The sequence below is a fragment of the Dyella mobilis genome (assembly GCF_016904945.1).
Taxonomy (GTDB): Bacteria; Pseudomonadota; Gammaproteobacteria; order Xanthomonadales; family Rhodanobacteraceae; genus Dyella_B; species Dyella_B mobilis.
On record NZ_JADIKF010000040.1, the window covers coordinates 88,461 to 102,129 of the forward strand.

The 13,669-nt window shown below is 61.8% G+C and carries 5 protein-coding genes; 1 reads left to right on the plus strand and 4 read right to left on the minus strand.

All coding sequences use genetic code 11. The features are described from left to right. Positions 1 to 563 precede the first annotated feature (563 nt). Entirely contained in the window at positions 564 to 3,638 is a 3,075-nt protein-coding gene (locus ISS99_RS16510; protein WP_204632736.1) for a TonB-dependent receptor, read from the plus strand. A 46-nt stretch (positions 3,639 to 3,684) separates the two neighbouring features. On the opposite strand, the gene ISS99_RS16515 is transcribed toward ISS99_RS16510, so the two are convergent. From ISS99_RS16515 to ISS99_RS16530, 4 genes are all read right to left on the minus strand, one after another. Next, positions 3,685 to 6,219 (minus strand): glycoside hydrolase family 3 C-terminal domain-containing protein, encoded by a 2,535-nt coding sequence (locus ISS99_RS16515; RefSeq protein ID WP_239538117.1) that lies wholly within the window; start codon positions 6,217 to 6,219, stop codon positions 3,685 to 3,687. A 49-nt stretch (positions 6,220 to 6,268) separates the two neighbouring features. Beyond that, positions 6,269 to 7,903, minus strand: coding sequence for a DUF5597 domain-containing protein (locus ISS99_RS16520; RefSeq protein WP_204632737.1), 1,635 nt, complete (start codon positions 7,901 to 7,903; stop codon positions 6,269 to 6,271). Beyond that, positions 7,900 to 10,125, minus strand: a complete 2,226-nt coding sequence (locus ISS99_RS16525) for a WD40/YVTN/BNR-like repeat-containing protein (RefSeq protein ID WP_425490485.1) — start codon at positions 10,123 to 10,125, stop codon at positions 7,900 to 7,902. Before ISS99_RS16525 ends, ISS99_RS16520 begins: the two co-directional genes overlap by 4 nt. A 116-nt stretch (positions 10,126 to 10,241) precedes the next feature. Then, a complete protein-coding gene (locus ISS99_RS16530) occupies positions 10,242 to 13,190 on the minus strand; it encodes a TonB-dependent receptor (protein ID WP_204633937.1) in 2,949 nt (982 codons plus the stop codon). Positions 13,191 to 13,669 lie beyond the last annotated feature (479 nt).

The following is a 13,669-nucleotide window of genomic DNA, read 5'->3' on the forward strand; positions in this document are numbered from 1 at the left end:
CCTCCTCTCCCCTCCGGGGAGAGGATTGAGGTGAGGGGTCACGCTCGTGAAAAGCAGCATCGAAGCTAGCCCTGTCTCCGCTCTCCTCCAAGGAGAGAATTGAGCCAAGGCGCCACTCGTGATGAGCAACATTAAAGCGCCAGCTCCGAATGCAACACCGCGCAAGACCCGCCCCTCACCCCGGCCCTCTCCCCAAAGGGGAGAGGGAGAAAAGCCTGCCAACCTTCTGCACTTTTGAGCGTGCATAGCGCGTTCGTTTTTGCAGCACGCACGGCGCGAACCGCCAAGCGCAAAAACAATTGTGCGGAATTTGACATCGACAACGTCTTTATTGCTCAAGACGAAACGATGCGAGATTGCGCATGCTTCATTCTGCTGCGCTCTTTTGCCGGATAGGCGAAGGACCTTCGACGTGGGACTGGGAATCCTGCGGATCGCGTCCACGAATCCGGGCCAGACGCAGCCGTTGGGGCACATCAAACAAAAGCGGTAGATGAAACGCGGGCCCATGGCCGATACGCGGCAGGGTGGCTTGCATCCAAAAAAATCAAAAGGGGAGAAACATGGTTCAAGATCCGTGTAAGGCCACCGCGCGCGCAAATTTCGTCAAACGCGAATCCAATGCCGGGCAGCGATTGGCATTGCGCCACGCCATCGGCTCGGGGCTGAAGCTTGGCGTGCTCGCCACGGCCATCGCGTACGGCTGTCACGCACAGGCGCAATCCATTACCGGCGGACTGCATGGCCAGGTACCCGCCACGGCCGGCGTAAGTGTGCAGGTCACGCGCGCCGACATCGGTTTCGCCAAGGCTGTGCCCGTCAAGGACGGACGCTACAGCCTCGACTACCTCAATCCCGGGCTTTATCAGGTAAACATTGCGCAGAATGGAACGACGCTTGGCCAATACACCGTACAGGTGGTGGCCAACACCTCGGTCAACGTACCGACACCGCAGGCCACCTCCAACGCGTCTGCCAAGACCTTGGCCACGGTGACGGTGGATTCGCACTATCTCGATACGGTGACCAACCCGATCGACGTCAGCACGCCTGAACTTTCCACCGTCTACAGCGCCGAGTTGCTGCACGACCTTCCCGTCAATCAGACCAATATCGACGCTGTCGCCCTGCTCAACTCCAATGTGCGCAGCGCCGGCGGCTATCCGCAGGTGGCCGGCAACAGTCCGTCCGAGAATCGCTACTACTACAACGAATTCGATACCACCTACGACGTAACCGGACTGGGCAAGACCGGCTTCCCGCAGGAAGCCGTACAAAGCACCCAGTTCATTCCCGGCAGCGGCAATCTGTCGTGGACCAGCACCACCGGCGGCGTCACCTCGGCCACTTTGCGCCAAGGCACCAATACGTTCCACTTCGGCTACGACGTCTACTATTACCCAGGCACGTCCACCTTGCTCAACGCACGCGCCGTGGACACCTACAACAGCCAGGGCAATTACGAGCTCTTCGAGCACGCCAACAGCACCGGCGCCTATACCCAGCAATACGCCTGGCTGTCGGGTCCCATCGTGAAGGACAAATTGTTCTTCTACCTGTTGCTTGGCGACCAGCCGCCGTACAGCTACAAGCAATACTCCCCAGGCAACTCCGATGTGACGCGCACCTCTGCGCGCGGCAAGGACGCGCTGGTCAATATCACCTGGGATATCACCAAGAATCAGTCGTTGAACGTGGCCGGCTACAAGAACTGGAACACCAGCTCCACCTATACCTACAACATGACCAATCCGTACGAGCCTTCGACGGCGTCGAGCCAAGGCGCCTGGAACGGCTATTCCGGCCCGTACAAGATGTTGATCGGCAACTACCACTGGCAGATCACCGACGACCTGAGCATGCGCGCGATGGCCGGCGACATGCGCCAGGATGCGTATTACGTAGATGCGAAAAGCGGCGATCCATTCGTGGAAAACTGCAGCGCCACCACATATATCTGCTCCATGCTCTATGGCGGCGTCAACGATTACTACGCACCCACTGATACCACCTACCAAAAGCAAGGCATCAAGCTCGAGTTCAACTGGAACCTCGGCGATCACCAGTTGACCTTCGGCGGCGAGAAATACGAAAACAGCTATCACTACGAGCCCATGACCAATCCGAACGGCAACTGGGTGTACGAATACGGTGCCCAGGACCAGGAGATGGGCAACGGCTCGCCGGTGCCGGCCAACGGCCAATACGTGATAAGCGGCGACTTCTCGGCGGGCGGAAATTTCCGCACCTTCCAGAAGGGCTATTACTTGTTCGACACCTGGCAGGCGTTGCCGCACCTGGTGATCCAGGCCGGCGCACGCCTGGACCAGATGCGCAACGATGCAAGCACAGGCGCTTCCTTCCTGCAATTGAATACGTTGTCGCCGCGACTGGGAGCAGCCTGGGACGTGCACGGCGACAGTACGATGAAGATCGGGGCCAATCTCGGCAACTACACTTTGCCGATGCCTTCGTTTCTCGCCTACAAAGTGGCTACTTCGGTGGTCAACACGGCAACGTACTACAGCTACACCGGCATGAACCCCACCACCTCCGTGCCCACCGGTTTGCAGCAAGTGGGTCCGGTCGAAGTGGTCACCGATGGCGCTATGCCCAACCCGGTGAGCCTGGCCAGCCGCAATCTCAAGAACACCCATCAATACGAGCTGCAGCTTTACCTGCAGCAGCAGCTCACCTCGAGCTGGTCGTTGCTGGCGCAGACGGACGTGCACGAACTCAAGGACATCGTGGAGCAAACGGACGACCAGAGCGGCACGATCACCGACTACGTACGCACGCACGGCTATCCGAACTACCCCGGCTTGCTGGCCGGACGCATCCAGTTCAACCCTGGGCGCTCGATCGTGTTGGAAGACAACCTGTTGGGCAACGGCACGATGGAAGACATCACCATTCCCAATTCCTATCTCAACATGCCACCGCCGAAGCGGCGCTATTACGACTTTACGTTCTCGCTGCAGCATTCGCGCACGCAGGACGAACCGTACGTGATTACCGTCAACTACACCTGGACACACCTGTACGGCAACGTCGACGGCTACACCAACCTGACCGAAGCGGGCGGTGCATATGGCGGCAACGTCTCCGGCTCGGTATGGCCCGGTTATTCAGGTGTATGGGGATTACAGCCTTTCACGGCCGGCTTTACCGGCCCGCTCACCGGCGACATCCGCAATGCGCTGAAAGTCAGCGGCGTGTATTACTGGAACAACGGATTGCGCCTCGGCTCGGTTTTCAACGCGCATACCGGTGAGCCTTTCAGCTGCGTCGGCACCGTGCCCGACCCGAACAATCTGGTGACGCTGTCGTGGGGCGCGTGGAGCCATTATTGCAGCGGCAAGCTGGTGCCGGAGGGAAGCACCTGGCGGGCGCCATTCTTCTGGCAGCTGGATCTGGACCTTGGCTACGACCTGAATCTGCACGGACACAAGCTGAGTTTCGATCTCAACGTCAGCAACGTGACCAATCGCCAGAGCGTAACCAGCCGCGTCATGCAAACGGATACCGGCGTATTCAGCCAGGCCACCAACCTGCCTGTGCCCAATCCTTACTACTATGCCATCAACAGTCTGCAGTTGCCGCGTTCGACCACGGTGAGCGTGCGCTACTCGTTCTAAACAGCCGGACCGCTTTCGGCCCTTCGGGGCCGAAAGCGATGCTGGTTCAGTGAGAAAGCGTCAGATCCGCTTCCAAAGGCGTGTTGTTGGATGCATCCCCGACATACACCTTGAATTGGCCCGGATCGACCCTCCAGTTCTTCGACTGCACGTCGTAATAAGCGAAAGACCGGCGATCCAGATGCAAGACCAGATGCTGCGTCTGGCCCGGCTGCAGGCGCACTTTGCGGAAGGCCTTGAGCTCGCGTTCGGGACGCGCCACTTTCGCGGAAGGATCGCCGACATACACCTGCGCCACCTCGGCGCCTTCACGCTTGCCGGTATTGACGACATCGAACGACACCTCGGCTTCATCGCCAGGCAGCGCTTTCACCGCAACGTGAGCGAACCGGAACCCGGTATATGAGAGCCCATAGCCGAACGCGAACAAGGGCTGCGGCTTGTCGGGGTGGCTGGTGTACCAGCGATAGCCGAGGAATACGCCTTCGCCGTAGGTGACGCTCGGGTGCGTGCCGGCCGGATGCGGCGCAGCGTCGTACCAGTCGTGCGTGGGGTTGTCCGTCGGTTCGCGCTCGAAGCTGATCGGCAGCTTGCCTTCCGGCGAGCGCTTGCCGAACAGCACCTCGGCAATCGCCAGGCCGCCCTCCTGCCCCGGATACCAGTTTTGCAACAGCGCCGGCACCTTATCCAGCCAGCGCTGGGTGGCGTAGGCACCGCCGGAAGTTACGGTCACCACCGTCTTGGGATTGGCCGCCGCGACCGCATCGATCAGCGCTTCCTGGCCCCACGGCAACACGAAGGTGCGATCGTAGGCTTCGCTTTCGGAGCTGGGATCGAAACCCACCGCCACGACGGCGGCATCGGCCATGGCGGCCATCTTCCTGGCGTCGGGTGCAATCAGGTCGTCGACGGCGATCACCCCCAGCCCCATGCGGCTGTAATCGACATCGGGCTTGTAATCGAGGCGGATACTCACCGGCTGGTTGGCATGCAACGACAAGGTGGCGTATAGCGGCGCCTGGCCTTCGCGATGCGGTTGCGCAATGACCGGCTTGCCATCGACGTAGAGCGTGTAGGTATCCTCGCTGGCCGCGGCGGTCAGGAACAGATACTGACCATCGTGAGTAGGCACGAAGCTGCCGCTCCAGCGAATGCTTTGCCGATGCACGGCAGGCGTGGTCCAGAGCTCCGGCTTCCATTGATCCACCTGGGGATCGACCGTACTGGTCGCCGGCTTGCCGTTGAAATCGTCGTTGGCAAATGTCTCCTTCAGCAATCCCGCCTGCCCGCTCGGTCCGCGGAACGCGGTCTGCTTGAAGACTTCCATCGCTGTGGGCAAACCGCGGCTGTATAGCACGCGCACTTGCTCGCCTGCCACGTGTGTGATGCCGGACAACAGGCTGTGCGACTGAAAGGTATCCACGTGCGAACTGCCGCCCGCACTGGTGATGGCCGGTTCGGCATTCGGCCCGATCACGGCGATCGTCTTCAGCTGCGAGGCATCCAGCGGCAACAGCTGATGCTCGTTCTTCAGCAGCACCAGGCCTTCCAGTGCGCCTTGCAGCGCAACCCGATCGTTTTGCAGGCTGAACCTGGGGATCGACAGGTCTTTCTGCGGGCGATCCAGGAAACCGAAGCGCACGGCTGTGCGCAGGATGCGCCGCACCTTGTCGTCGAGCGTGGCCTGCGACAGCGTACCGTCGTGCAGGGCCGACAACAGGCGTTGCGGCGCAAACGCGTCGGCGGCCGGCATCTCCAGATCCAGCCCGGCGTCGAAAGCTTTTTTCCAATCGTGCCCGGGGCCGGACGTGGCGCCCCAGTCGGACATGAAGATGCCCTGGAAGCCCCAATCCTTTTGCAGGATATCCAGGCCCAGTTCCTGGTTTTCGGCCGGATAGTCACCATTGACCAGGTTGTAGCTGCTCATCACGGCGCCGACGTGGGCCTGCTTGACCGCCATTTCGAACGCGGGCAAATAGATTTCGCGCAGGGTCCGCTCATCGATGTGCGTATCCAGATGGCGCCGGTCGTATTCGGAGTTGTTTGCGGCGAAATGCTTGACCGTGGCAACCACGCCCTGGCTTTGTACGCCATCGATGAAGCCGACGGCGATATTGCCCGCCAGCCACGGATCCTCGCCGTAATATTCCACGTTGCGGCCGTTCTGCGGTGCCCGATAGATGTTCACGCCGGGACCGAGCAGAAAGTTGATGCCGCGCGCGCGCGCATCGCGCCCCATCGCTTCGCCGACTTTTTCGGCCAACGCCGGATCCCACGAGGCCGCCAGGCCGATACCGGCGGCGTAAGCGGTCGAGGGGCCCGCGCCGCGCACGCCATAGGGACCGTCGGACATGGTCAGTGCAGGCAGGCCGATCTGCGGCTCGGCGTGGGTGGAAAAATTGTCGACGCCGCCAAGCAGTTCGATCTTCTGCGCCAAGGTGAGGCGCGCAAGCAGACTGTCCACGCGCTGCTCGATCGCCGCGCTGTCCGGCGCAGGCACGGTATCGGCACGGGCCGCGCCACTCACGGCGAATGCCAGGCACAGCGGAAGCATCAAATGTTTCAACGGGCGATATTGCATCCTCGATCCTCTGCTCGTACTCAAAACAACTGCCATCTGGCGAAACGCTTCAATAGGTCGCCAGCTTGACGTGCAACACCTGCGGGCGATCGCTGAAATTCACGCCGTAGTCGGTCTGGTCGCCGTTCCACCTGCGCAGGAAATGCCATTGACCCTGGCTGTCGTAGGTACCCTCTTCCACGCGCTCCATCATGAAGTGCCGGTGTTCGCCGCCTTTGCCCGGCGCAAATTCGACCCGCGCGAAATAGCCGGTAACCAGGTACTCGTCCTTGCCCAATTGGGCGATCAGCACACCGCCTTTGGGCGGCGTGTTGCCCGGCGGCGGCGTACCGCTGCCGAATTGCGGCAATCCGTAGGAAACCGTCGCCTGCCACGCACCGAGATCGAGCGTCTGCCGATGCACGTGGTCCGGCTCCGAAGCGCCCCACACTTTGCCGGCATAGCTGAGGTCGGCAATCAAACCGCCCAACGGTTGCAGCAGGCGATAGTTCATTGCGAACGGCTCCAGCGCATCTGCATCCACCTTGCAGGCGCCAAGCGGCCAATTGTTGTCGCCGGTGTAGTCGATGCCGAATGGCATGAAGCCTATCGCCTGCCGGCCAAGGGCAGCGAAGATATAGCGCGCATAGGGTTGGCCGTTGCCGGTCTCCGCGACCATCAACGGGTTGTCCGACTTCGAGTAGCGGTCGAGCACGGCGGTGTAGTACGCATCGTCGGAGTGATAGATATCCGGCGCCAGCAGATCCAGCGCAGGTGCCGCTGCTTTCCAGATGAACATCACGTTGTCGCTGGGACCGCCGCTGGGATAGCTGCCGGCAGGGCCGGGATGCAGCGGATCGCGCAAGGCGGAGTTGACATACATGGGCACGGGATAAACCGCCTTGCCTGCGGCTGCCACCTGTCCGATGAAGTGGGCGATCGACCAGGCTTCGAAGTATTCGGCCGCGTCGTTGCCGAATACCTGGCTCCAGCTGCCGCCTTGCTTGCCCGACGCCTGCAGCAAGACAGCCGGCACCTGTGCGGCGAATTGCGCGTTCGCCGCCGACGAATAATCGCGATCGGTGCCGTAGCTGCCCGACTCGTTTTCCACCTGCACCAGGATGGTGGTGTGCCGTGCACCGTCGACCTGGCGCAAATGGGTCATGAACTGCACGAAGGCCGTTCGATCGGCATCGAGCGTGGCCCCGGCGAGCGGCGAGAGCGAATCCAGCAGCTTGCCGTCGCGCGTCTGCACGCGTGGGAAACGCCGATTGTCCAGCTTCACCCACGAGGGCGCATAGCTCGGCCCGGTGTTCTTCCAGGTGCCGAACCACAGCAACACCAGATGCACGCGGTGCTGGCGTGCCTGCGCAAGCAGGGTGTCGAGAAAGCTGAAATCGAACTGCCCTTCGGTCGGCTCGATCTGCTCCCACGCGATCGGCACAGCCACCGTGTTGGCCTGGATTTTTTCGATGGCCGGCCAGACCTGGTCGAGCATCGCCGGCCAATTGCTGGAATTGTTGACTTGCGCGCCCAGCAACAGGAACGGCTTGCCGTCGACCAGCAGTTCGTGGCGACCTTGCTCGCTCACGATGCGCGGTATGCCACCGCCTGCATCCATGGCGGATGCGGATGCGATGGCCAGGCTTGCCAACAACGCCACCACGCGACTGCGCAGGGCCGGTTGCGATGAACGTTTTTTCATGGATGCTCGGGTCCCAGGCTATCGCCATACACGATGCCGCGTCCGCTGCTGGCGAAATACACGCGCCCGAAAATCCGCGGGTCGCCGGTGACTAAACGGATCTTGCCGTAGCGGTGGGCATCGTCATCGATGCGCAGCCATTGCGCGCCGCCATCCGTCGACCGATAAAGCGCCTGCAAACCATTGCGCACCCCGGCGGCGAACAGCGTGAGCGTTTGCTTGCCCGGCGCCGCTCGGCCAAAGCCGAAAGAGCTGACCTCGGATAATCCGCCCGCGCGTGCACGTAGGCTGCCATCGTCGCCGATCCGCATCAGCCCAAGGTCGTGGCTGGCGACATACAACGTGCCGGCCGAATCGGGTGCTGCCTGTACTTCGGAAATGGCGCGCGGCGCCGACGTACCGGTCAGCACACCTCCGATGACGTGGAAGTGCGCGCCGCCATCGTGGCTGGCAAATACCCTTCCCGTACCGGCGACATAGGCATAGAAGCGTTGCGGATCGCGCCGGTCACTCAGCACGCGCGCACCGGCCGGCAGCCCTTCGCTCGCACGCCAGTGCTTGCCGAAATCCCGCGTGAGATAAGCCGTTTGTGCGTCCGCTGCAAACCACAACACGGTCTTGCCATCGGCGGCGATGGCGATGCTGCCGGCGCCCTGCCCTTGGGACGGCTCGCTGGCGAACGCCTGCCAGTGGTTGCCGCCATCTTCGGAATATGCCGCCCGGATCGCCGAACCAAACGGATAACGCAGATATCCGCTGCGCACGATCAGCTCAGGCTTCAGTCCGGCATTGTCGATACTTTCGGAATTGGCATAGCGCGGCGGCGCCGAGAATTGCAGGGGCGCGACGCTCAGGTCATCGTGGCGATAGCCGTCCAGGTCGCCTAGCGCACTCAACAGATGCGCGCCCTGCGCCGGACTGACCAGGCCCAGCGCAACGGTTTCCTCCAGGCCGGCATCCTGGAACTGCCAATGCACCTGGCCGCCACGGTCGGCCTGGCGCATGTCGGTAGACATCCACACGCCATAGCCGGTAACAAACCACGCGCGATCCGGGTCGTGCGGATCGATGGCGATCGAAGCGATCCAGTGCGGCGTATGTTCCCGCGTCCAGTGCGCTTCGCTGAAATCGAATTGCGAGCGGGCAAAAATCTCCTGCCAATGCGCACCGCCGTCAATGCTGCGAAAAAGCTCGTCCTTGGGTGTGTAGTGCGCAAAGGTCGACGCCATCACCACCTTGGGATTTTCAGGGTCGACCGCCACCGTGCCCCAGCCATAGCCACTGGGCTGGCCAGCCAAGTGCGGCAACGGCGTGACATCGGTCCAGCGCCCTTCGACCGACTGGTATTTCCACACCGCGCCGTCATGCATGCTGTCAGGCCCCGGCTCGTCGCCGTAGCTCAAGTAATACGTGCCATCGCCGGCGCGCACCAGGTGATTGGGACGCAAGCCGAGCGGCTGTCCCGGCACGGCGCTCCAGCTATGACCGCCGTCGGTGGAACGAAACAGGCTGGTGTTGCGCGTGGAAACACCCGCATAAAGCGTCTGCGATGCCTTGCCTGGCGCACCGCTGGACGGATCGAACACCACGAACACGATGCCGATCGCCTGACGCCGCCAATGATTCTCCGCCGTCGCCGACAGTGACGTGGCTACCGCTGGGAAACTCGCCACGCGCGCCCAGTGCGCGCCGGCATCGTCACTGCGCCACAAGCCCGCGTCGCGCGAGCCGAGAAACAGGATGCGTCCATCGTTGGGATCGACCGCAAGGCGCTCGCCGTTGCCCCGCCCCAGTTCGTTGCCACCCAGTTTGAATGGCAGGTCGGTGCGCTGGAAATGCGCGCCGCGATCATTCGAGCGCAGCACCGCGGCATTACCGGCCTGAGCCGTGGTGTAGGTGCCGGCGGCGAGATAAACCTTGCCAGGATCGGCAGGGTCGATAGCAAGACTGTCGATGCCGAACAGATTGTCGTCTGCAGCGCCGAGCCAGTCGGTCAATGGCGTCCAGCGACCGCTGGCCTGATCCCAGCGGTACGCACCGCCGACGTCGGTGCGCGCATACAGCAAGCCCTGCGCCGTGGGCTGATACACCAGACCGCTGACGAAGCCACCGCCGCCGATGCGTACGTTGGTGAAACGATAGGGAATGGAAGCGGGTTCTGCAGCGTGCACATTGGCGAACAAGAGCCAAGTGCACGCGACCGTGCAAATGTGCCTGAGCATGAGTAGGGGTTTTGTTTTCGTGCGCAGCGAGAGGAGCGAAACCGGAAACTGCCGCAAGATTGGCCCCTCACCCCAGCCCTCTCCCCGCAGGGGAGAGGGCGCAACGAGCCGCCGCATCAGAAATTGGCCCGCAGCACCAGCTCGTAGCGGCGGTCGGTGACGAACCAGCCGCGCGGGTACAAGTTGTAGTCGACGACGCCATTGCCGTAGCTGGTCGGTCCCATCAAGGTCTTCACTGTTGCGTTGGTGAGGTTGTTCATGGTCAGGCCGACCTGGATGTTCGCGTTGACCTTGTAGAACACCGACGCATCGAGCTGGCCGTAGTTGTCCGACCACATCGGCAAATGCGTGTTGGCATCGCTGGTACTGAGCAGGTAGCGCGAACGCCAGCTGTAGGCCAGGCGCGCCTGCCAGTTGCCGTACTGATACATGCCGGCAAGGTTGAAGCTGTGCGGCGACAAGCCGACCATCGGCAGCGGAAAGCCGGTAACCACCGCGCCGCTGTACGGGTTGGTCGCCGTATTCACGCCGCCCTGGCTGTGCACATAGGTGTAGTTGGCCTGCACGCCAAAGCCTTTCATCCAGCCCGGCAGGAAATCGAAGAACTGGTTGTAACCGAACTCCGCGCCGCGAACCATGCCGGTGCCGATGTTGTACGGACGGGTCACCGACCACTGCTGGTTGTTGTACACCTCGGTCTCGGTTTCTTCGGCGATGTAGTTGCCGATGTCCTTGAAGAAAGCCGTGGTGTACAGCAGGCCGGTCGGCGAGAAATACCACTCCAGCGCGGTGTCGTACTGCTTGGCGATCATCGGCTTCAGGTCGGGATTGCCGGCCGTGCCCGTCCATTGCGTGATGGCGGTCTTGTCGGGATTGAGCGTGGCACCCAACAGCAGGAACGGCTGCATCTGGCTGAAATCCGGGCGCGTCATGGCCTTGGAAGCGGCCAGTCGCCACTGCAGGTCGTCGGTCAGCTTGAAGCGCAAATTGAAGCTCGGCAGCGCATTCTGATAACTGCCGCGGCCGTCCACCGGAAAATATTGGCCGTTGTACATGGCCATGACCGCGGGAGGAAGGTCGTTGCCGGCCAGCGTCGGGTATTGGCCTTGTCCAGCGGCATTTTCGCTGGTGCGCACCAGGCGCACGCCGATGTTGCCGTCGACCGGAATGCCCAGCGCATCGTCATTGCCGAAGTACAGGATGCCGTATGCGGCCTTGGTCTTCTCGCCCTGATTGTTGAGATCGGCCGGCGTGATCTGCACCGGCTTCCAACCGCCGGACGCCTCGATGGTCTTCAGGATCGAATAGGCCTGCGAATAGTTGGTAGCCAGCGTGCCGTTGGGGAAGTACAGCGACGGCACATTGACCTGCCCGCGGAAGAAGTTCGCGAACGAGTACAGCGACGAGTAATTGGGCAGGCTGCTGTTGAGCGTAGCAAGGCCGCTTGGCGTATCGATCGTCGCCCACGGTTGGGTGATCGCGCCCCAGTTGTACGGGCTGCTTACGTTGTCTTCATCGCGATCGGTGGCGCGAATGCCGAATTTCACGTATTGCAGCCACTTGCTGTCTTCGAAATCGTATTCGAGGTCGAGGCGTGCAGCGCGCTCCATGCCACGCTCGTCCTCGACGTGGTCCATCGCGGCGGACCAGAAATAATTGGCGGGATTGTTGACGTAGCCCGCCGGGCTGACCGTGACGCTGGGCATGCCGTGGCTGCCGTTGGTGCTGAGGAACACGCCCGGCAGGTATGTCTCGCTGAAAATGGTGAAATCGGTTTCGTTGCTGTTGGATTTCACCAACTGCAAATCGCCGCTCAAAATCACGTGATCGTTGACGTTGTACTTGAAGCCGTTCGACCAGTCGGTGGTGGTGGTGGTCTGCACCTGATAGCGGGTATCGCCGTTGAAACCCACGCCATTCTGACTGCCCGGGTAATTGCCGCGCCAGGTATCGGAGTTCAGCCAGCCGCTCTGAAAAATACCCTGGCCGTTGTAGTTGAAGTCGGTGCCGCTCGCCGGCGTGATGTCGAAATTGCTGTCGGCAAAGATGGCACCGTGCTCGAGCCAGCTCATGCGATAGGACGAGCGTATGAACTGGGAATACAGTTCCAGGTTATCGGTCGGTCGCCATTGGAACGCACCGGCGATGCCCATGCGCCGGCGCTGGAAATCCAGCGTGCGCCAGTCTGCACCGCCGGGTACGTACACCTGCTTGAAATTGGTGCCCGCAAGCGCCGCCGCATCGGTACGCCGGGTGAACGGTTCGAGCTGGATACCGTCAGTCTGGCTGGCCAGTTCCGAGTAGGACACATCGAGCAAGGCACCGAATTCGCCGAGGCTCTCGCTCTTCCAGCGATTGCTGTAGAGGAAGGATGCCGACGGCTTGCTCTTCTTGGAGATGTCGCCCTCATTGACGCCGGTGGAGAAGCCGATCTGCTGCCCCGGCGCATCAAACGGCATGCGCGTGCGCAGGTTCACCGTGCCGCCAATGCCGCCCTCGATGATGTCTGCCGAGGGGTTTTTGTACACGTCGACACCGGACATCAATTCAGCCGGGATGTCTTCGAAGCTCAAGCCGCGGCCGCTATTGGCGGAAAACGTATCGCGCCCGTTCAACTGGCTCGCCACCTGGGTCAGGCCGCGGATCATCACACCGCTGCCCTCGCCCGCGGGATGGTCGGCATCGGAGGGGGAGACGAAGCGGTCGATGGTGACGCCGCTGATTCGTTGCAGCGTTTCGGTGACGCTGCGGTCGGGCAAGGCATTGATGTCCACCGCGGTGATCGAATCGACGATCTGGGTGGCGTTCTCCTTCAGCGCCTGCGCCGACTCCAGGCTGGCGCGAATGCCGGTCACGGTGACCTGGGCGAGGTTCTTCGCGTTCTTCTTGTCGGCGGCGCCGTCGGCGGCTTTCTTGATCGCGTTTGCCGAAGCGTTTGTCGAAGCGGCGGTCGTACCGTTGCCCGCTGGCGTCGTGCCGGCATCCTGGGCATGGCCCCGCACGGGCGCGTACATCAATGCCAACCCTATCGCGATGGCAGCCGCCAGTCTGGCGCTGGAAACCATTGTTGGCGATGACGCACACGTATCGCCATGCAGACCCAAGGCATGCACTTTTCCACTCATGACCGACGTTCTCCCCGCAGTTCACTGTGCCGGCAGGCCTGGGGCCTGCCAGTTGTTGTTGTCATTTCGGGCCACTGGCCCGGCAGATGCATCGAGCGGCGTTCCCCTTACAACGTCTTGCTCGCCGGCCTTGCGATGCTTGGCAGTGATGATGCTGGGACTTGGCTAATCATCATACAATTACGAAATTGATGGTGCCGGGTAATGTTTCTTCATTTGCGGTTGCCACAATGAATCGATTTAAATTCACGCTCCTGCGCGGCGGCGAATGACCCGGAAAGCCGCCAATAACGCTGAAAACCGGGCAAAACGACGTCTCCCGCCGACCGGCCAGGCGCCGCTCCCACCTGCACAGAACTTACCATCCCCGGCAGGCATTGCCCCCGGCGGCCCTGCCCGCCCCGCATAAAACATAAAAG

Coding starts and splice junctions, on each gene's coding strand:
- ISS99_RS16510 (WP_204632736.1), top strand. CDS start 564: ATGGTTCAAGATCCGTGTAAGGCCACCGCGCGCGCAAATTTCGTCAAA.
- ISS99_RS16515 (WP_239538117.1), bottom strand. CDS start 6,219: ATGCAATATCGCCCGTTGAAACATTTGATGCTTCCGCTGTGCCTGGCA.
- ISS99_RS16520 (WP_204632737.1), bottom strand. CDS start 7,903: ATGAAAAAACGTTCATCGCAACCGGCCCTGCGCAGTCGCGTGGTGGCG.
- ISS99_RS16525 (WP_425490485.1), bottom strand. CDS start 10,125: ATGCTCAGGCACATTTGCACGGTCGCGTGCACTTGGCTCTTGTTCGCC.
- ISS99_RS16530 (WP_204633937.1), bottom strand. CDS start 13,190: ATGGTTTCCAGCGCCAGACTGGCGGCTGCCATCGCGATAGGGTTGGCA.